The following is a 21,339-nucleotide window of genomic DNA, read 5'->3' on the forward strand; positions in this document are numbered from 1 at the left end:
ATCAGGAAGTAGTTCATTGGTATAATAGTATCCCATGGAATAGAATATATCATTGATATAACATTATTTTTGAAAACATATTAATACACATTTTAATACATTAAAGCAAAGGTATAATTTGAACTAAACCCAACATCATTGCAAAAACGACTCCAGTTTACAGAAAAATGACAATGGAAAATAAAGATATAGGTTCTGAAAAGATCAACGATCTGAAACAGACTATCAAGGACCTCAGAAATGAGATCGAACTGGTCAACAAGGAAGCCAGGGAAAAAGAAGATTTTTATAAGCTTCATGTTGAGAATCTCAATGATGTTATCTTTAGTGTCGACAAAAACGGAAACTTTACATATATAAGCCCGGCTATTGAAATTTTTACCGGCTACATGCCAGAAGAAGTAATCGGCACATCTTTTATGAAATATGTACACCCGAAGGATCTTCCGGGTCTTCTTGAAGATATGAACCTGACCCTTAAAGGTGAACACAAGCCATATATGTTCAGAGTTATTGCAAAATCAGGCAAGGTAACACACGTACACACATCTTCCAAAGGAATCATCAGGAACGGAGAAGTAATTGGTCTAAATGGGATCATGGTAAATATCGACCAACTCAAGAAAGTTGAGTTCGAGCTGATGAAAGAAAAAGAAAAAGCACAGCATTATCTTAATGTGTCTAATGTTATGTTCGTTGTTCTTGACAAGAACCAGAAGATCAAACTCGTGAATAAAAAAGCTGCAGAGACCGTTGGTTATTCCGAAAAGGAACTAATTGGCAGGAACTGGTTTGACATCTTCATACCTGAAAACATTCATGCAAATGTAAAGGCTGTGTTTAACAAAATTATTTCAGGAGATTCCAAAACATTTGAATATTACGATAATTCGATCATCACAAGATCTGGTGAAGAAAAGGTTATTTCCTGGAATAATTCGATACTTTATGATCAGGATGGAAATGTCAGTGGTTTACTTTCTTCAGGAATCGATGTTACTGAAAAGAAGATTGCAGAAAGGGCGCTAATATCTGCAAAAAATGAGGCTGAAACTGCAAATCAAGCAAAGAGCACATTTATTGCAAACATGAGCCATGAATTGCGGACACCTCTTAACTCAGTAATCGGATTCTCTGAAATTCTTCTTGAAAAGAAGTTCGGAGATATTAATGAAAAACAGGAAAGATACCTTCACAATATATTCTCCAGTGGTAAACACCTTCTTGACGTTTTTAATTTAATGCTGGAAGTTTCAAGGATTGAGTCCGAAGTGCTTGAACTTAATTATAGGAAAGTAGAATTAGTCGGATTTATGGAAGATATCCGGAAATATGTGGTTCCACAAGTTCAGGATAAAGAGCAGAGAATATTATTTAACATCAACACAGATATCAAATATGTTGTAGCAGATATCAAAAAGGTAGAACAGAGCATCACTCATCTGATTGAAAATGCCAGCAAATTTTCAGAAAATGGTAGCCCCATTACAGTTGAAATCAGGAGTACTGATAAGGATCTGGTTTTTAATGTATCAGATAATGGGATAGGGATCTCAGAGAAAGATATTGATACACTTTTTAGCCCCTTCACTCAGATCGATTCATCTTCAACAAGAAGCCATGGAGGAATTGGAATCGGACTATGCCTTGCCAAAAAATACTCCGAATTGCATGGTGGATCCCTGTATGTCAGAAGTAAGATAAACGAAGGTAGCAGCTTTTACCTTACAATACCACTAAACCCTGACATAGAAAAAGATAATTTATCAAAAAAAGAGAATTAAAAAGGAAAGAATCATTCCTTTGAAACATCGTAGTAGCATCTTTTAGGAGAGTAAACAAGACCCTTTTTCTTTAGTGATGCAATTGTTTTACTAACCAGTTTACTGTCCAGACCAGTAGACTCTGCAATATCACCAGGCCTCAAGGATTTGTCAGAGCCTTCCAGAGCATTTAGTACTGTTGATTCATTTTCAGTTAATGTTTCTTCACTCATGATATAACCTCACATTGATATGAAATGTGTAAGATATAAACATTATCAATAGATAAATAGAGTACTGACCAATAATCAATAGCATTGGAACTCAGTTTAAGATTTAAAGTTTAAAAATAATTAAAGAAATAGGGAGGAGAACTGTTACAGATCGAAATCTGTAACATAGTCCCAGGTCCTTTTGAATAATATCGAAGTACTTAATTCTGAAGTACAATCTCGATATTGATGTCTTTTGGAACCTGAATCCTCATGAGCTGCCTTAATGCGCGCTCGTCAGCTGCGATGTCAATAAGTCTTTTGTGGACACGCATCTCCCAGTGGTCCCATGATGCTGTACCATCGCCACTAGGGCTCTTCCTTACAGGAACTACCAATTTCTTAGTAGGTAGTGGTACTGGACCGGATATGCTTACTCCAGTGCGGTTTGCGATGGCTTTCACCTGATCACAAACACCATCCAGATTCACAGGGCTTGTGCCTGATAATCGTATTCTTGCTTTCTGTGCCATTTTTATCTCCTCTAAAAAGAAAGAGAAGAGTGTTACTGCTTGTTTTTAACACTCATGCACATACCGGCAGCGATTGTCATACCCATATCACGGATAGCAAATCTGCCGAGCTGTGGAATCTCTTTTACAGGCTCAATGCACATTGGCCTGGTTGGTCTGATTGTAACGATCGCTGCATCTCCAGCCTTGATGAAGGTTGGGTTCTCTTCCTTGACCTGACCGGACTTTGGATCCAGCTTCTTGTCGATGGACATGAGAGTACATGCAGTCTGGGTGGTGTGGCAGTGGAATACAGGAGTGTATCCGACTGTGATAGCGGATGGGTGCTGAAGGACAACGATCTGTCCGGCAAACTCTTCAGCTACCGATGGTGGCTTCTCTGCAGGACCACATACGTCACCTCTTCTGACATCGTTCTTTCCGATACCTCTTACATTCCAACCAATGTTGTCACCAGGTACAGCCTGATCGACCTCTTCGTGGTGCATCTCGATTGACTTGACCTCACCAGTTGCGCCGCTTGGCATGAATGTGACCTTCTGGCCTTTCTTCATGATACCGGTCTCTACCCTACCTACTGGAACGGTACCGATACCGGAGATAGTGTATGCATCCTGTACTGGGATACGGAGTGGAAGTGTATCTGGCTTTTCTGGTGTCTTAAGATCGTTAAGGCAGTCAAGCAATGATGGACCAGTGTACCATGGAGTGTTCTCACTTGACTTTGTGATGTTGTCACCCTCGAATGCAGATGTTGGGACGAATGGGACATCGTCTGCCTTGAATCCTACCATACCGAGAAGCTGTGATACTTCTGCCTTGACCTCGTTGTACCTGTCCTCACTGTATTCAGCTGCGTCCATTTTGTTCACAGCGACAATGAGCTGGTTGATACCAAGGGTCCTAGAAAGGAACACGTGCTCCTTTGTCTGAGCCATTACTCCATCAGGTGCTGCAACTACAAGTACAGCTGCATCTGCCTGGGAAGCACCGGTGATCATGTTCTTTACGAAGTCACGGTGACCTGGGCAGTCCACTACTGTAAAGTAGAACTTGTCGGTATCGAATCTCTTGTGTGAGATATCGATTGTAACTCCTCTCTCACGCTCTTCCTTGAGTGAGTCCATAACCCATGCGAAAGCGAAGGATTCTTTTCCTTTCTCTTTTGCTTCTGCCTTGTATTTTTCGATAAGGTGAGCAGGTACTGCTCCTGTCTCGAACATCAATCTACCGACAAAGGTTGACTTGCCGTGGTCAACGTGACCAATAACTGCTAAATTCATGTGTGGTTTCTCAGCCATATTATATTCTCCTTTATTTTTGATTGTTAGATGTAATATCTATAATTTTGACCTAAATTGTTGTTTCTACTCTTAAACCTTTCCAAAGGATAGGATATTTCATAAAAATAAGATGGATAAAATATCCACCTTACATGCTCATGAAGTCCTGTGCCTGTGGGAGGTCCTTCTTGAGTCCTTTTCGCTCACGGATGCCAGAAACAACTTCGGTGATCATGTTAGTTGGAAGTGGTTCAAAGCCTACGAACTCTGTACTCCACATAGCACGACCCTCTGTTGCGGATCTGATATCGCCGGCAAATCCGAACAATTCGGACACTGGTGCCTTGGATTCGATGATCGTTGTGTCACCCTCGGATGTCATATCAATAATGATACCACGGCGACCCTGGATCTCCTTTGTAGCTCCACCCATCTGTTCCTGTGGTGTCTGGATGAATACCTTCTGGTATGGCTCAAAGAGCGTATCGTCTGCCATGAGCATTGCTGCCTGGATTGCCTGCCTGGATGCAGGAATGACCTGTGCAGGACCTCTGTGGACAGCATCCTCGTGGAGCTTTGCGTCCATGAGCTTTACCTTTACACCCATGCATGGTTCTTTTGAAAGCGGACCTGCTTTCATAACTTCGACGAAACCTTCAAGGACCAGTTCCATTGTCTCGTTCAGGTGCTGGATACCTTTGGTCATATCAAAGTAAGCATTGCTCTCAAAGATGTCTGCGATCCTCTTTGCTTCATCCTTGTCAAGACCTGCTGCAATAAGCTTCTCCCTTCTCTCAAGTTCAGGCATCCTCATGGAGATCTCGCCCTCACGGATAAGCTCACGTACTTCAGGCTCGAGTGGCTCGACAACAACATAGAATCTGTTGTGCCTGTTAGGGGACTTTCCTTCAACAGGACCTGCTGTTCCTGTGATGGTCTCACGATATACCACAATAGGAGGTGTTGTTGAGATCTCTACACCCTTGTCACGCTCGATCCTGTGAGCAATGACCTCAAGGTGAAGTTCACCCATACCTGCCATCAAGTGTTCACCGGTCTCTTCGTCCAGTGTGATCTTAAGTGTTGGGTCTTCCTTTGCGACCTGACGCAGAACCTCAACAAGCTTTGGAAGGTCTTTCATGTGCTTTGCTTCCACAGCCACGGTCACTACAGGCTCACTTGCGTGTCTGATGCTCTCGAATGGAGACATGCCATCGAGGGTTGTTACAGTAGAACCTACAATAGCATCCCTAAGACCTGTAACTGCAGCAATGTTACCTGCAGGGATCTTATCCACTTCAAGTCTCTCCGGACCCATGAAAACACCAACCTGCTGGATCCTGTTCGGCTTTGCTGCACCTGATACGTAAACTTCCATACCACGTGAAAGTGAACCACTGAAAAGTCTTCCTGTTGAAACTTCTCCTGCATGTGGGTCCATGGAAATATCAGTTACCATGAATGCAAGGTCGCCCGTCGCATCAGCAACAGCCATCTGCTTTCCAATACCAGCCTCAAGATCGCCGTGCCAGATGACACCGACCCTGTCTTCCTGGGCATCGATAGGACTTGGAAGGAACCTGATGACCATGTCGTTTACAGCTTCGTGGAGTGGACATTTCTCACCAAGTGATTTCATATCTTCAGCACGGCAGTAGTCAAATACCTCACCAAAGCTGACACCGGTCTTCTGCATCATAGGAACACTGATAGCCCAGTTGTAAAGTGCTGAACCGAATGCTACTGTACCTTCTGCAGCGTCAACTCTCCAGCCCTGGTTATAGCGTTCTTCGTTCATACCTTTGATAAGCTTGTTGACGTGGTCAATGAGCTTACCGAGCCTTATCTGCATCTCCTGTGCATCGACCTGTAACTCGTTGATAAGACGGTCTACCTTGTTAATGAAAAGTACTGGTCTTACGTGCTCTTTCAGTGCCTGTCTCAGAACGGTCTCGGTCTGAGGCATGGTACCTTCTACAGCATCAATGACTACAACTGCACCATCTACTGCACGCATAGCACGTGTAACGTCACCACCAAAGTCAACGTGACCTGGTGTGTCGATAAGGTTGATGAGGTACTCTTCATCCTCGAACTCGTGCACCATTGAAACGTTTGCGGAGTCGATCGTAATACCTCTTTCCTGCTCCTCTTCATCAGAGTCCATGAACAACTGGCGACCTGCAAGGTCCTTGGAGATCATACCAGCGCCTGCAAGAAGATTATCTGAAAGGGTAGTTTTTCCGTGATCGATGTGAGCAATAATTGCGATGTTCCTGATCATTACCGGGTTGCTCATCAGCGCTGTTACACGCTCAACCATTTTTTTCCTTCGTCCCATAATAAAACCTACAATTGAATATTTATGAAAAAATAAAGAACAACACGATTAACGTGCTGCCTTTGCGACTCTTTCCTTTCCGTCCTTTCTGTTAATAGAGAAGCACTTTGCATCACGGTTGGAAGCTGCGATCAGCTCGGATGCAAGGCATTCGGATGCAGAGCGCTTTGATTTGAATGCTGACTGGTTTGCACCTATTGCGATATGCCTCAATGCAGTGTCAATACGCCTCTGTGGTGCAGTATCTACTGCTTTTGGTACAGAGATACCACCGTATTTGAGTCTTACAACTTCTTCCCTTGGACCAGCATTACCAATGGCTTCCACAAGTACCTGGACAGGGTTCTTTTGTGTCCTCTTATTGATCACATCAAACGCATCGTCCACAATACGCATAGCGATCTGCTTCTTACCAGTGTTCTGCGCATTGCGCATCACATTGTTGACAAGACGCTCAACGATACATAGATCAGATTTGTTGAACTGCTGTCTTGCGTGCTTACCTGATGTGTGTGGTATGATCACAGGATCAAGGTTCACGTATCTCTTGATACCAGCATCATTAACTTCTACCTCTGAAAGGTCCCATTTTCCGAATAACTTATACATGGAATTATCTCCTTGGCTTTTCCTTTCTTCCAATGACCATTTCTCTCAAACAAACATTGTTAACTGCAGTAACCTTGAAGCGCACTCCGGGAATATCACCCATCGCACCACCCATGCGGCCACCGATCCTTTCCACGGTCACTTCATCGTGCTCATCAATGAAGTTGATAGCACCGTCACCCGGACAGAATGCTGTTGCCTGACGGCCATTCTTGATCAACTGGATCCTTACACATTTCCTGATAGCAGAGTTAGGCTGTTTTGCCTCAACACCTACCTTTTCAAGTACAATTCCACGACCCTGTGGCGCGCCACTGAGCGGGTCAGATTTAACGTCCAGACCTAAGGTACGTCTGCTGTAGCTGGTGTCTTTCCACCTGGCATCTTTGCGAACCTGTTGAAGTCTGTGAGCTGCATATTTTCCATTTGGCATATATTATCCTCCCAATAGTGTTCCGTACATAATGAGTTGAAATTATTAATCATTTAGCGAACGAAAGTTCACTCTAAGATCACATCATCGATATCGTGATGGCGACTAACTACCATTTTTACTTTTTCAATGTTGCTTCCATTACGTCCGATAGCAAGCCCTTTATCACTCGCGGATACATCCACATAGGCGATTTTTTTGTCACCCTTACTGGATATATTGACGGACTTTATAGACACAGTACCGAAAGCATTCTTTATAAATGTAACCGGCTCATCCGAGTATTCGATAAGTTCTATGTGTTTATCAACGGACCTTTTGACCCGATTAATGTTGTCTCCACGTTTCCCAATAGCAGCACCCATGTCACCAGTATTCACGACATAGATGACCCTGCCATCATCGATAATACAATCCTTAATTGAAGCGTCGGTCATACTTTCAAACAGTGCAATATATCTTACACATTCAGTTGAAAGCCTGATCTCGCTCAAATAATACAACTCCTGATCTTAAGCTACTGCAAGTATATCAGATTCTCCTACATCCATTATAGCCATTGCAGCAATAGTGAATGGCTTACCGCATGCAGGACCAAGATCTACACTTGTCCCAGTATAGTTCAGGACCGGCACTTTTGTTGCTTCGATCTGTTCCCTCACGTGTGCAGGACAATTGGATGCAAGAACTATCATCTTTGCCTCGTTCTTGACAGCTGCATCAATGGTGCGGTTTGCCCCGATGATAACAGAGCCTGTCCTGATAACTTTGATCAGTGCTTTATCAACATTAATATCCATTTTACATCAACTCATATATATTGTCAATTTGAGATTTGTATTCTAATAACTGATTCCTTATATCTACTTTCTGGTTGTACTTACTCTTCATCAAGTTTAGCAAGAGGATTTCTAGCCACCAGATGAACGTCACCAGTACCAAGTTTTATAGGCTGACCAACAATGATGTTCTCAGTAACACCATTGAGTTCATCAATGTCACCGCGCATTCCCGCATCAAGTAAGTGGTTAACAGTAACCTCGAATGCAGCACGGGCGAAGACACTGGCCTTCTCTCCGGAAATTCCATGACGACCGATCTGTTTTACTTCACCATCACAGGTCATGATATCTGATACAAGCATTATGTGACGAATATCCACAGTAAGACCCTGCTCACGCAGAGTATCACTTGCTTCTTTTATGATGGAATTACGAGCAGCTTCGATTCCGAATACCTCATAGATCTCACCAATGTTGTTGGTGTACGTCCTTGTAATATCCACACCTTCAACATTGAGAACTTCCTTCAGTACTGAGCCTTCTGTATAGAGGGTATATTCCTCACCATCTTTCCTGATAACTACCCTCTTGATACCTTCAATACCTTTGAGAGTGATAGTATGGATCTTCTTGGCAAGCTGAAGAAGCTCCCTGTATGATGGCTCGTTTGGCTGAGCAATTATCTGATTGCTCACAGCACCTGAAACCTTAACTGAAACTCCAAGCTCCTCCTCGAGCTTCTCTGCAATATCATCCACAGCGATAGCCCTCTGGACGAGCATTTTTTCGTTAAGGTCAATAACAAGGTTCATGTTGGCAAGATCAGTGGTCACATCTGCAAGATGTGCAATGTGAGTTGCTTCGATCTCCCATGCGACCTTCCTTGCAAGATCCCTGTCATTTGCATGGTCTTTGTCAAGTGCAACTGTCATCATAGGAGTACTTGGAGTCTTTCTCGCATCCACGATCTCGATAAGACGTGGCAAACCCAATGTAACGTTGATCTCAGCGACACCAGCGTAGTGGAAAGTACGCATGGTCATCTGAGTGCCCGGTTCACCAATGGACTGAGCAGATACCACACCCACGGCTTCACAAGGTTCAACACATGCATATTCATAATCCGTCATGACACGTTCGATGATCTCTTCCAGCTCTTTCTTGGTTACTCCGACCTTCATTACATCATCTTTGAGGGTCGCAAGCGTAGTCATTGGAAGTGGAAGACCACCTATCATTGAATCAATAGTAGCTTCACTGATGGACATTATGCCACCTCCTTTCCCGTAACAGCCCTGACAACACGGTGTATTGCCTCAGGCTTACTGTAATCACTCTTAGTGGAGTCAATACCATCTTCCCCATATTTGAACTGTACAATGACCCCTCTGGTCTCGCGTACAGATCGGTCATACTGGACCTCAAGGTCCTGAAGTGCATTCACAAGACGCCTCTGCAGGTAACCTGACTGGGAAGTACGTACCGCAGTATCCACAAGACCTTCACGACCTCCAATTGCGTGGAAGAAGTATTCAGTCGGATTCAGTCCGCTCTTGTAACTTGCTTTGACGAAACCGTGTGCATCTGCAGCAAGGTCACCCTTATAGAAGTGAGGTAATGTCCTTCCGGCATAGCCCCTTCTTATACGCTCACCACGAACAGCCTGCTGTCCGACACAAGCAGCCATCTGAGTCAGGTTCAAAATAGAACCACGAGCACCAGACCTTGCCATGATAACCGCAGAGTTCTCCAGACCAAGCTGGTTGTCAGCGATCCTACCAGTATCATCTCTTGCCTTACCCAGGGTCTGCATGATCCTCATTTCAATGGTCTCTGCAAGGGTCCTACCTGGCAATGGTTCAAGTTCCTTGGCCTCATATGCACCGATAAGTTTAGAGACCTCTTCTTCAGCTTCCTTAAGCCTTGCTGCGATCTCGACCTTAGCATTTTTAGGAATATCCTCATCACTTATACCGAAACTCAGCCCGGTATGCATTACACCCCTGATAGCAAGCCTTGTGAAATCATCTACGAACTTAGCACCAGCTGCAGGGCCATATTCCTTGACCACCTTATCAAGAATCAGACCTTTGAAAGCACCAATGGACTGTTCATCAATGGTACCCTGAAGCAGTTCACCATCTTCAATAACAACATAAGCATCGTTTTCACAGCCTGCCTTCTTACAAACGTCACACTTGGAACAGACCTGAGCAGGGAATTCTACGTAAAGACCCTTAGGAAGGATCTGACTGAAGATCTGTTTACCGTTCCAGTAAGGAGCACCATCTTCAAGATGTCCTGCAGGTTCTGGGAGCTCACGTAACTCAGCCTTGCGGAGAAGTTCCAGAGCATCATTCTTGCTGATGAAATTCTCATTCCTTGTCAAAAGGAACAGACCTGAAATGTGATCGTGAATACCACCTATGATCGGACCACCGAAACGTGGAGAAAGAATGTTCTCCTGTACCTGCATGAGGATACTTGCCTCTGCACGAGACTCCTCGGTCTGGAGTACGTGCATGTTCATCTCATCACCATCAAAATCAGCATTGTATGGCGGACATACTGCCGGATTGAGCTTAAAGGTCTTTCCAGGAAGTACCTTTATGCGGTGTGCCATGATACTCATCTTGTGAAGAGAAGGCTGCCTGTTGAACAGAACGATATCCCCGTCCTGCATTTGCCTTTCAACTACCCATCCTGGCTCAAGTTTCTCCAGAAGTTCCTCAGTGTTGAGATCGGTCACCTTGATACGGCGACCATCCTCACGAATAACATAGTTCGCACCTGGATGGACCTTCTTCCCACGACGGACATATTCCTTCATGAGCTCGAGATTCCTGGAGATAACCCTTACAGGGATCGTCATATGCTTTGCAATTTCAAAAGGCACACCAACTTCATTTATACTAAGGTTAGGATCCGGGGAAACTACCGTACGTGCAGAGAAATTAACACGCTTACCGGACAGACTGCCTCTGAAACGTCCTTCTTTACCCTTAAGACGCTGGGTCAGTGTCTTAAGAGGCCTTCCTGACCTGTGCCTTGCAGGAGGTACACCTGAAACTTCATTATCGAAATATGTTGTAACGTGATATTGCAACAGCTCCCACAGATCCTCAATGATAAGCTGTGGAGCACCTGCATCCCTGTTCTCCTGGAAACGCTGGTTGATACGTATGATATCTACAAGCTTATGTGTCAGGTCATCTTCACTTCGCTGACCGGACTCAAGTGTAATAGAAGGTCTCACCGTGACCGGAGGAACCGGAAGTACAGTCAGTATCATCCATTCAGGCCGGGCAGTATCAGGGTTCATACCCATGACACGAATATCATCATCAGAGACGTTCTCGAACCTGTCACGGATTTCAGTAGGAGTAAGTTTGTGACCATCTTCGATATATTCACTTGGCTTCTCGAACTTGATATCAAGTTGTGCCTCGCCACAATATGGACAGACCTTTGGCTTTCTTGCCTCTTTAAAAACATCATTGATGACATCATCAGGAAGATGTCCCATATCCTTATACTTGGAAAGCTGTTCGAGGTAATCCTTCTTCTTGCTCTCTTCAAGCATTAGAGCGCTGCATTTGCAACAAACTGAACGTAAGATCTTACGAATGGTCTTGTTAAAGCCTACATGTATCACAGGGGCCACAAGTTCAATGTGACCGAAGTGACCAGGGCATTCCCCAGCGCGGCTTCCACAGCTCTTACATTTAAGACCCGGGTCAATAACACCAAGGCGCAGGTCCATGAGACCCATATCGATAGGGTACCCGTCATCATCGTAAGTGTCCGCAGTTATGATCGATGTGACACTCATCTTCCTGACTTCACGAGGGGAGATCAGACCGAATTTGATCGCACCGATCCTTTTTGGTATTGAAGGTATCATATTATCCATCTGTATCACCATCACACTGCATCATCAAGTCTAAGTCTTGGAGCAACTCCCAGAGATTTGATCTCATCAAGGAGCAACTTGAAAGCATAGCTCATTTCTACCGGGTGAATATCTGTTTCCGCACCACAGTTCGAACAGTACCTTATGTTACGTGTCCTGTCAAAGGTAGCAACCATTCCACAGTGTCCACATACAAGCTCAACAACCTTGTCAGATTCATCAAGCAACCTTTCCTTCAGGGTCATTGCAGCACCGTGTCCGATCAGTACATCTCTTTCCATTTCACCAAACCTCAGACCACCCTCACGAGCACGTCCTTCTGTTGGCTGACGGGTCAATACCTGTACAGGGCCTCTGGACCTGGCATGTATCTTTGATGCGACCATGTGATGCAGTTTCTGGTAAAGGATCACACCAACGAACACATCTGCCTGGATCTTCTTTCCGGTTACACCATCAGAGAATACTTCCTTTCCTGTGTGTGAGAAACCATGTTTCTTCAGACCATCACGAATGTCATCCTCGGTTTCACCTGAGAAAGCAGTTGCATTAATGCGGTGACCTTCGATACAACCAACCTTACCTCCGATCATTTCAAGAACGTGAGCAACAGTCATACGTGAAGGGATTGCGTGTGGATTAATAACAAGATCAGGAACCATACCGCCTTCAGTGAATGGCATATCCTGATATGGAACTATCAAACCGATAACTCCTTTCTGACCGTGTCTTGATGCAAATTTGTCACCGATCTCAGGGATCCTCTGATCCCTTATCTTAACCTTTGTAAGACGGGTTCCGTTAATAGATTCTGTAAGAATGACAGTGTCCACGATACCTTTCTCGTTGGAACGCATGGTAATTGCACTTTCCCTGCGCTGCTCAACAGTTATACCGAAATCAGACTGCTCTTCAAGGAACCTTGGAGGACTGGTCTTTCCGATAAGAACAGCGTTTGGACCTACAATGGTCTCAGGGTTTACAAGACCGTCAATGTCAAGATTTGCATATGCTTCTGCACTGCGGGCACCCCTGAACTCAGAGTCAGGTATCTCGAACTTGTCTTCCTGACCACCAGGATAACGTCGTTCTTCACCCTCGAATGTCCTCAGGAAGTGGCTCCTTCCAAGACCCCTCTGAATAGAACCTTTGTTGAAAACAAGTGCATCCTCAATATTGTGACCTTCGTAGGACATGACAGCAACTACGAAGTTCTGCCCTGCAGGACGGTCATCAAAGTGAATGGACTCACATGTGTGAGTTCGTGTAAGTGCCTTTTGAGGATAGTGAAGAACGTGTGCGCGCGTGTCTGGCCTAAGCTTGATGTTAGAGGTGGAGACACCGATACACTGCTTGATCATCGCTGCACCCATTGTGTTCCTCGGAGAAGCGTTGTGTTCCGGATATGGGACCATACCGGTACAGATACCAAGGATCAGTGAAGGGTCGATCTCAAGATGGGTGTGCTTTGGAGTAAGGTCCTCTTCGTAAAGACCAATGAAAGCATTCTCCTCTTCTTCAGCATCCAGATATTCAACACATCCCTGCGCTACAAGATCGACAAAGGATATTTCACCAGCATTAAGTTTCTCTACGTGTTCACCTGTGACCAGAGGAACACCATCTTCTACAACAATGACCGGCCTTCGGGCACGACCCATGTCTGAACTGAGGATAACTTCATGAATGTCCTCGTAAAGAGTCACATTCAGCTGACTGGACAGCATCCCATTACGACGCTGCTTCCTTATATCTGCGACCAGCTCTACCGGATTGTTATGTGTTCCGATAAGTTCTCCGTCAAGGAAGACCTTTGCTTCAGTCATTAAAGAACCTCCCCTGGTTTATCATCGCCGATAGGATCAGCGTTCTCATCCATAATATCATGATATTCAACCTCTGGTTTTACAGTCTCTTCAGGCACTATATCAAGCTCCTCTGCATAGACCGCATCAACGGAGTAGTCAAGCACCTTCTCAGGGACATATAATTCAACAGGAGCAACTCCAACTCCATAAAGGATGTTCTTGATAGCATCAATCTCTTCAGCACCTGTGGAGAGTTCGACCATCTGGGCAAAGTTCTTCACAAGACCACAGTTTGGACCTTCAGGAGTCTCTGACGGACAAAGACGACCCCACTGGGTTGGGTGCAGATCACGGGCCTCGAAGTGAGGCTGTGCCCTTGACAATGGTGATATCACACGTCTTAAGTGAGACAGAGTGGAAATATAGTCAGTACGGTCAAGCAACTGTGAAACACCACTTCTTCCGCCTACCCAGTTACCTGTAGCAAGAGGATGCTGCAGACGGTCAGTAAGTACATCTGCACGAACAAGGGTGGCTACATTCAGTTCCCTGTTTCTCATGTTAGCTCTCTCGAGCTGGTATTTTACATCGCGTGCAAGACGGTTGAATGCTACCCTGAACAGATCTTCCATCAGGTCACCTGTAAGTTTCAACCTCTTGTTAGAATAGTGATCCTTGTCATCGCCAGCTCGCCTTCCAAGTGCAAGTTCGAAGCATGATTCTGCCATCCTTCCAAGGAAGTGAGCTTTTGCTATCCTGTCTGCAGGATCGTTACCCAGATGTGGGAGCAGATAACGGTCAATGACGTAATTTGCACGCTTCATCTGGTATTCCCTTGCCTGACCTGAAGCAACACGGCCACCGATCTTCTCGATAGCATCCTCAATGGTGTCCACTTCGGCTTCCTCAAGGTTCTCGAACATGAACTTCATGATCTCCTGATCGGTAGAGACAACTTTCACAACATCCTCATCGGTCTCGATTCCAAGAGCACGAATCAATGTGATGAAGTTTATACGACCGGATATGGATGGGAAAGACACTTCCAGAAGGGATTTGCGTCCTCTTTCCACAACTACCAGAGCTCTGTAACCTCTTCTCTGAGAGAATACTTTTGCAACCTCGATAGTATCACCGTAACGCTCACCGAACTCGGCAAGTATCTTGTTAGGTGCAAGGTCCTCGAGAGTCATTACAACACGCTCGGTACCATTTACGATGAAATATCCTCCAGGATCAAGCGGATCCTCACCATGTTGGATCATTTCAGTGTCATTTATGCCAACAAGGTTACAGATATCCGATTTGATCATTACGGGGAGCTGTCCGATTTTGGCTTCCCTTGGTTCTTGTTCCTCACCATTCTGTACAACAGACATCTCCAGGAAAAGGGGAGCTGAATAAGAAAGGTTACGTAACCTTCCTTCATTTGGATACAATTTCTCAATTGCACCGTCAGCTTCCTTAACTACTGGATTTTCCACCCTTATCTTACCAAGTTTTACATAGATATCTTCAAGATCTGTCTCGATTATACCCTGCTCATCAATGATCTTCTGGAGACCAGATCTGGTGAACTTGTTGTAAGAGTCAATGTGATGCTGCACAATCTTGTCCTTTGTGAAATAGGCCTCTGATAGTATGCTTGTATCTAATGCGATGATAGCACCCTCTTTTAGTTAATTGGATATTTAAGAGAAATAAAGCGATTATGATCATTAGTAGCGTTCAATGGGATGAACACAGTATTGACTAGACCGGCCGTAATATGGGAAATGTGCAGTATATTGCGACCAAAAAAAGTACGTAAAAAATAAACGAAATGCCTCAAATTTGAAAACCTCGTGTTCACTCTATTACATATCTGTAATACAGTGCTTCACCTGCAGTCTGACTTTTGCGAGTGATCTTAACAACATCACCAGGCACCGCATCAATCTCCTGTGCAATAGGATCGGTTACTTTTAATTTTGGCAACTGCTCCCTCTCTACATTAAAGTGCTTCAGGACAGTCCTTAATTCATCCTCATCCATAATCTCATGATTGGGGATCAATTCGTGGTCAAGCAGGCTGAACTTACTCAAATATACTCCTCCTTAAAAATATGCAAGCAATTATTCCAGGATTGCTGGCGGGCTCGTAGGGATTTGAACCCTAGGCCGTCTGGTTAAAAGCCAGACGCTCTGCCTGACTAAGCTACGAGCCCATGACGATACATAGTACGAGTGCCACATATTGCATGCCTCGTACGACGGCACAAAGAGGGACTAATACTATTTAAGGATTTCTATGAAACTGCCTTTGCATTTTGTAATTGACCCATAAACAGTAGAGAGATATAAAAGACATATGATTGCATCAATAATCAGGCATGCAATAATTCAATACATATATATAATATAATTTCGGACTTTTACAAAGTTACAAGTCTGAATTAAGTAATCAAAATAATACCGCATTCTTTTTTTTATAATTAGGCAACTTGTGCCACTAACGCATCATATCCCACTAATGGACATATGCAATTCTAATCCAACCAGACTTAGAGAAGTTTTAAACATTTGTAAGCCAGATTTAAAAATGAAGGGGAAACACAATCATAAAAAATAATGCAGGACAATTATGTCCCGCACTCCCAGCCTTCCATGTATTCAGTCTGATGGGATTCAAGTTCATCGATCTCGATTCCGAGTGACTTAAGCTTCAACTCAGCAACATAAATGTCAAGATCACGAGGAACAGGGTGTACTCCAGCCTCCAGCTTGTTATCAGCAATATACTTAACGCACTGTGCCTGGTTCGCGAAGCTCATGTCCATTACCTCTGCAGGGTGGCCGTCACCTGCTGCAAGGTTCACAAGCCTTCCATCAGCAAGTACATTGATCTTCCTGCCGGCAACATTATACTCCTTGATGTTCTTCCTGACGATATTGATAGAATCTGCCATCGCAGTGAGCTCTTCAAGGTTGATCTCCACATTGAAGTGACCGGAGTTTGCAAGAATTGCACCATCCTTCATAACTTCAAAGTGCTTTCTTGTAAGGACATCCACGTTACCGGTAGTTGTCACAAAGATATCACCATATTTTGCAGCTTCTGACATTGACATCACACGGTGGCCATCCATACGTGCCTCGAGTGCCCTTATAGGATCGATCTCGGTCACAACGACGTCTGCACCAAGTCCGGATGCGCGCATTGCTGCACCCTTTCCACACCAGCCATATCCACCAATGACAACAGTCTTTCCTGCAACAAGCAGATTAGTGGTCCTCATGATACCATCCCATGAAGACTGACCGGTACCATAGCGGTTATCGAAAAGGAACTTGGTCATTGCATCGTTGACAGCAATTACCGGCATCTTCAGAGCACCGTCCTTTTCCATTGCCTTAAGCCTGTGGATACCAGTCGTGGTTTCCTCACAGCCACCAAGGATCTCAGGAAGCATGTCCTGACGTTCGGTGTGAAGCTTGAAAATAAGATCTGCACCATCATCAATAGTGATGTCAGGTTTCATATCAAGTACTTTGTCAATGGCTTCATAATATTCATCGCCACAGCAATCGTATTTAGCATAACAATCAATGTTGTCCCTTGTATTGAGAGCAGCTGAGACATCATCCTGTGTACTCAGTGGATTGCAGCCGGTAATAGCTACTTCCGCACCACCTATTGCAAGGGTCTCAACAAGAGCGGCGGTCTTTGCCTCGACATGAAGCGCCATTGCGATCTTATGTCCTTTAAGAGGCTGCTCGCGCTCAAAGTTCTCCCTTATGATAGATAGCACAGGCATGTGATTACGCACCCAGCCGATCTTCATATCACCGGATTCTATCAGTTCTTTTTCACTCATATTCGAATCTCCAATTTAAAGCGTAAAATATAATTTAATATGAACAATGTAATTGAACAAATGACAAATTATTTCTTCGCATCCACGCGGGACATCAGTTTCTCTGCTGCATCCCGACCCTCATCGATGACCTTCTGCTCATCCATGCAAAGGACCCTGTAATCATCCATAAGCACTCTACCATTTACAATAGTGGTTCTCACATCACTGCTACCAGCCGAGTACACAAGGTGAGAAGGAACATCATACAATGGATTCAAATGTGCTTTGTTCATGTCAACAATAATAACATCTGCATTATAATCTTTCCTTATCATTCCGCTGTTGAGGTCAAGTGCCTTTGCACCGTTGACTGTGGCCATCTCAAGCACCTGCCTTGCAGGAAGTGCCATCGGATCCATGGTCTCGACCTTCTGGAGCAAAGCTGCGGTCTTCATCTCCTCGAACATGCCAAGATTATTGTTGGAAGCGCATCCATCCGTTCCAAGACAGACATTCGCCCCGCGATCAAGCAACTTCGTAACAGGAGCAATACCTGATGCCAGCTTCATATTGCTTACAGGATTATGTGAAATATTGACATTATTGTTACGGAGAATATCCATATCACCATCAGAGAGCCATACACAGTGTGCAGCAAGGACATCGGGACCAAAGAAATCGATCTCGTCCAGCATGTTAACAGAGCACATACCATACTGATCTTTCATCTGGTTAAGTTCCGCTTCTGTCTCAAGAACATGGATGTGGATCTTTGCATTGTCCTCGGTTGCCTGCTCCCTTACCTTCATAAGGAACTCTTTTGAGCAGGTATTTGGAGCATGCGGACCATACATGGCAGATATCCTGCCATCGGCTTTTCCATCCCACTCATTAATGAATGCTTTGCCTTTCTTCAGCTCAGCCTTGCCTTTTTCTTCATCCCATAGCTCAATCATCCCATAGGACAGGGCAGCACGAAGACCTGAATCTTCAACCACCTTTCCAACCTCTTCCATGAAGAAGTACATATCAGCAAATGCAATAGTCCCGCTTTTAATCATTTCAAGGCATGCAAGACGAGTGCCTGCATAAACATCAGAAGCTGTCAGTTCAGCTTCTGCCGGCCAGATATGGTTCTCGAGCCAGTCAGAAAGAGCAAGATCATCAGCATATCCCCTGAAAAGTGTCATTCCTGCATGGGTGTGAGTGTTCACAAAACCAGGCATCACAACGCTGCCCTGCGCATCTATTACAGTATCAGCAGTCTCCTCTGTATTTTCGCATACATCCGTGATCCTGCCATCTTCTATAACAACAACACCATTTTTGATGCTCTCCAACGAAGGATCCATCGTCAGAATATAACCGTTCTTTATTATGATATCAGCCATTATGACACCTGTAAATGTTATCTTAAGGACGTCTCGTCCTCCAATGCATTAAGATATTGATGCATTATCTTAAGCCTATCCTCTGCGATCTCCCTTGCAGCGGCAGTATTCAATCTGTTTATTATTTTAAAAGGTTTCATTTCCATATATTCGGCAAAGCCATCCAGAGGGTCTTCTGCATATGCATTCTTTGAAGAGCTTTTCTCAACACCGCTGGCATGCTTCAGGCATCGCAATGCACCCATGGACATAACTGCCCTGAATACACCAATAGCGCCAAGGGCATCGATACGATCTGCATCCTGCAATATTTGCCCCTCAAGGGATTCCGCCTTATGCCCACGGCTGAACCTGTGAGTTATTATGCAGGATACCACGTGGTCGATCGTGGACCTATCCAAACCTTCACTAAAAAGAAAATCACGGGCGATCTCTGAACTGAATTCAGCATGGTCGCCACCCTCACGATGTTCCCTTACGACACCAACATCATGAAGCAAGGCTGCAAGCCTGATGACCTGAAGATCACCACCTTCCTCTGCCTGTATCTTCATGCAAGTGGATTCCACACGCTCGATGTGTGACATCTCATGAGAACTCGGTTCATCTGCAAGCACGCAAGCAACAAATTCCCGAGTCCTGTCGATCAGATCCATGAGATACATCACGTATCTGAAAGTTCTTCAAGTTTTCTTATCATCTGCCGTACTGCATCGGAAAGTGTACGAGAATTGTCATAGTCATTGACAATTTTTCGTAGTTCAGCCTCATCAAGCCCTTTCAGCTCAGAGGAAAGGTCTATCATATTGTCCACAGCACGGACCACATTATCCACAATTGTCACTGTGGCAGTACGGGATGTCCGCGATAGCGGATTAAGGTCGATCGTGATAACACTTTTACCCATATCCACAAGCGCCTGACATCGGTCACCATCTTCAAGCGGGACAAGTACCACATCCGCATTGTAGATGCCCTCGCTGTCAACGATCCCCCTGCTGTGCTGTAATTCAAGACGGGCATCTGCCTTGCTGCCAAGAACCTCTGATGCACCGTTGTCTTTAAGGTGGTCGATTATCCGGTTGACACGCTCCTCAGTCCTGTGGAACAGATTCACCTCAAGGGGCGCACCGGTCACGTCAGAGAGCTTTACAAGAGAATCGGGAACAAGTGCAGCAGCATTGCCATTCACCGATAGTACCGGTCGCTCTGCAAGGAGCAACATGGCAACACTAACCTTCTCTGCCAAAAAAGCAGAGGCAGTGGTCTGCTCACCGGTCAGGTAATCGAAGCATTCACCCCGACCCTGTGCGACCAGACCCTGCTGACTTGTGATTCCAATTTCAACACCTTCGACTATCTTCTCCCTTGTTAAGAGGGAAGCATATCTTGGATGATCTTTCGGGATCTCGCTCATATTACATACCGCACTGATCAAGCAGTAGCATCCAGGATAATTCCCTGGTCAGAAGGAACTACCAATGTCTGAACTTCCTGTCCCTCGAGCATCTGGATATACTTGTAGTTGATAAGTTTCGGATTCTTTGCAAGTTCCGCATTAATCAGACGCAAAGCCTCTGCTTCTCCGGTTGCCCGAACAATGGTCGCATTAGCAGCACCATTAGCCTCGATTATTTTCCTTTCAGCTTCAAGCTGTTCCTTCTGCTTCACAAAGACCATCCTCTGAGCTTCCTGATCCGCCTGAAGTTTGGACTCGATAGCATCAGCCACCTTTTCCGGCAACCTGACGTTCCTTAGAAGAACCTCTTCAACGATTATACCATCCTCAAGAAGAGCAGCTTCCATCTCCTCAACCATTTCGGTTGCGACCAGTTCTCTTTGTTCACCATACACTTCCATGGCAGTATTTCTGGAAACAACTTCCCTGATAACGGACTTTATCGTAGGTCTGATGATCTTTTCTGCATAGCCGGTACCAAGCTTTTTGTGGACCTCACTTGCATCCTCTGCAACAAGCCTGTACCTTACACTGATATCGAGACCAAGGGTCAATCCTTCATTTGTAAGTGCATTGATCTGGTCATCGCCCACAACTTCACCTTCTGAAGTCCTTGCACTCATTGTGTAAACCTCGCTCCTTACAGAATACTTGGTAACACTTACCCACGGAGGTACAATATGTAGACCTTCACCAAGTTCGTCATCCTGGACACCACCGAACTGGCTGAATTTTACACCAACTTCACCAGCACCAATAGACACGAATATCGATCCAAAAACTACAGAAAAGATGATCAATATCGTTAAAACAATAGCTGCCCCACGAAGAGCCACTACTGCAATTGGAGGGATCTTAATTTCAGGCATAGGGGATTCCTTGCCCTCACTGGGACCTTTAATGTCCCATTCATCTTCCATTACCATAATAATTTACTCCTGATTTGTATATAATGATCTAACTGAATTAAAGA

19 protein-coding genes and 1 tRNA gene are annotated in these 21,339 nt (G+C 44.7%); 1 reads left to right on the plus strand and 19 read right to left on the minus strand.

Features of this window, described 5'->3' with window-relative positions; translation table 11 throughout:
• Nucleotides 1-167 precede the first annotated feature (167 nt).
• Nucleotides 168-1,784, plus strand: coding sequence for a PAS domain-containing sensor histidine kinase (locus LI82_RS08745; RefSeq protein WP_081955798.1), 1,617 nt, complete (start codon nucleotides 168-170; stop codon nucleotides 1,782-1,784).
• Between the two features lie 11 nt (nucleotides 1,785-1,795).
• Here the strand turns inward: LI82_RS08745 and LI82_RS08750 are convergent, their stop codons facing one another.
• The 19 genes from LI82_RS08750 to LI82_RS08840 form a co-directional block, all read right to left on the minus strand.
• On the minus strand, nucleotides 1,796-1,996 hold the full coding sequence (locus LI82_RS08750; protein WP_048195084.1) for a MarR family transcriptional regulator: 201 nt from the start codon (nucleotides 1,994-1,996) through the stop codon (nucleotides 1,796-1,798).
• A 200-nt stretch (nucleotides 1,997-2,196) separates the two neighbouring features.
• The gene (gene rpsJ / locus LI82_RS08755) at nucleotides 2,197-2,508 is read right to left on the minus strand and encodes a 30S ribosomal protein S10 (RefSeq protein ID WP_048195085.1); all 312 of its coding nucleotides are present in this window, start codon (nucleotides 2,506-2,508) and stop codon (nucleotides 2,197-2,199) included.
• A gap of 32 nt (nucleotides 2,509-2,540) precedes the next feature.
• Nucleotides 2,541-3,809, minus strand: coding sequence for a translation elongation factor EF-1 subunit alpha (gene tuf, locus LI82_RS08760; protein WP_048195087.1), 1,269 nt, complete (start codon nucleotides 3,807-3,809; stop codon nucleotides 2,541-2,543).
• 130 nt (nucleotides 3,810-3,939) lie between these two features.
• The gene (locus LI82_RS08765; protein ID WP_048195088.1) at nucleotides 3,940-6,132 is read right to left on the minus strand and encodes an elongation factor EF-2; all 2,193 of its coding nucleotides are present in this window, start codon (nucleotides 6,130-6,132) and stop codon (nucleotides 3,940-3,942) included.
• Nucleotides 6,133-6,180: 48 nt separating this feature from the next.
• Nucleotides 6,181-6,741: a 30S ribosomal protein S7 gene (locus tag LI82_RS08770; RefSeq protein ID WP_048195089.1), complete on the minus strand. Its 561-nt coding sequence runs from the start codon at nucleotides 6,739-6,741 to the stop codon at nucleotides 6,181-6,183.
• A gap of 4 nt (nucleotides 6,742-6,745) precedes the next feature.
• Nucleotides 6,746-7,174, minus strand: a complete 429-nt coding sequence (locus tag LI82_RS08775) for a 30S ribosomal protein S12 (protein ID WP_048195090.1) — start codon at nucleotides 7,172-7,174, stop codon at nucleotides 6,746-6,748.
• Nucleotides 7,175-7,242: 68 nt separating this feature from the next.
• Nucleotides 7,243-7,668: a NusA-like transcription termination signal-binding factor gene (locus tag LI82_RS08780; RefSeq protein ID WP_048195091.1), complete on the minus strand. Its 426-nt coding sequence runs from the start codon at nucleotides 7,666-7,668 to the stop codon at nucleotides 7,243-7,245.
• Between the two features lie 18 nt (nucleotides 7,669-7,686).
• Complete coding sequence (locus LI82_RS08785; RefSeq protein ID WP_048195093.1) at nucleotides 7,687-7,974, minus strand: 50S ribosomal protein L30e; 288 nt, start codon at nucleotides 7,972-7,974, stop codon at nucleotides 7,687-7,689.
• Nucleotides 7,975-8,054: 80 nt separating this feature from the next.
• Entirely contained in the window at nucleotides 8,055-9,224 is a 1,170-nt protein-coding gene (gene rpoA2 / locus LI82_RS08790) for a DNA-directed RNA polymerase subunit A'' (RefSeq protein WP_048195096.1), read from the minus strand.
• Nucleotides 9,224-11,869 (minus strand): DNA-directed RNA polymerase subunit A', encoded by a 2,646-nt coding sequence (locus LI82_RS08795; protein ID WP_048196181.1) that lies wholly within the window; start codon nucleotides 11,867-11,869, stop codon nucleotides 9,224-9,226. The genes rpoA2 and LI82_RS08795 overlap by 1 nt, the downstream gene beginning before the upstream one ends.
• Before the next feature lie 11 nt (nucleotides 11,870-11,880).
• Nucleotides 11,881-13,695: a DNA-directed RNA polymerase subunit B gene (rpoB, locus tag LI82_RS08800; RefSeq protein WP_048195098.1), complete on the minus strand. Its 1,815-nt coding sequence runs from the start codon at nucleotides 13,693-13,695 to the stop codon at nucleotides 11,881-11,883.
• A complete protein-coding gene (locus tag LI82_RS08805; protein WP_048195100.1) occupies nucleotides 13,695-15,284 on the minus strand; it encodes a DNA-directed RNA polymerase subunit B'' in 1,590 nt (529 codons plus the stop codon). Before LI82_RS08805 ends, rpoB begins: the two co-directional genes overlap by 1 nt.
• Nucleotides 15,285-15,525: 241 nt before the next feature.
• On the minus strand, nucleotides 15,526-15,762 hold the full coding sequence (locus LI82_RS08810) for a DNA-directed RNA polymerase subunit H (protein ID WP_048195102.1): 237 nt from the start codon (nucleotides 15,760-15,762) through the stop codon (nucleotides 15,526-15,528).
• A 45-nt stretch (nucleotides 15,763-15,807) separates the two neighbouring features.
• Nucleotides 15,808-15,884 (minus strand) — tRNA-Lys (locus LI82_RS08815).
• Between the two features lie 414 nt (nucleotides 15,885-16,298).
• Nucleotides 16,299-17,534 (minus strand): adenosylhomocysteinase, encoded by a 1,236-nt coding sequence (locus tag LI82_RS08820; protein ID WP_048195104.1) that lies wholly within the window; start codon nucleotides 17,532-17,534, stop codon nucleotides 16,299-16,301.
• Nucleotides 17,535-17,602: 68 nt separating this feature from the next.
• Nucleotides 17,603-18,907, minus strand: a complete 1,305-nt coding sequence (locus LI82_RS08825) for an amidohydrolase family protein (protein WP_048195106.1) — start codon at nucleotides 18,905-18,907, stop codon at nucleotides 17,603-17,605.
• A gap of 17 nt (nucleotides 18,908-18,924) precedes the next feature.
• Nucleotides 18,925-19,563, minus strand: a complete 639-nt coding sequence (locus tag LI82_RS08830; RefSeq protein ID WP_048196183.1) for an HD domain-containing protein — start codon at nucleotides 19,561-19,563, stop codon at nucleotides 18,925-18,927.
• An 8-nt stretch (nucleotides 19,564-19,571) separates the two neighbouring features.
• Entirely contained in the window at nucleotides 19,572-20,324 is a 753-nt protein-coding gene (locus LI82_RS08835; protein WP_048195108.1) for a 4-phosphopantoate--beta-alanine ligase, read from the minus strand.
• Nucleotides 20,325-20,341: 17 nt separating this feature from the next.
• Nucleotides 20,342-21,292, minus strand: a complete 951-nt coding sequence (locus LI82_RS08840) for a prohibitin family protein (RefSeq protein ID WP_048195109.1) — start codon at nucleotides 21,290-21,292, stop codon at nucleotides 20,342-20,344.
• Between the last annotated feature and the right edge of the window lie 47 nt (nucleotides 21,293-21,339).

The organism is Methanococcoides methylutens (assembly GCF_000765475.1).
GTDB classification, from domain to species: domain Archaea; phylum Halobacteriota; class Methanosarcinia; order Methanosarcinales; family Methanosarcinaceae; genus Methanococcoides; species Methanococcoides methylutens.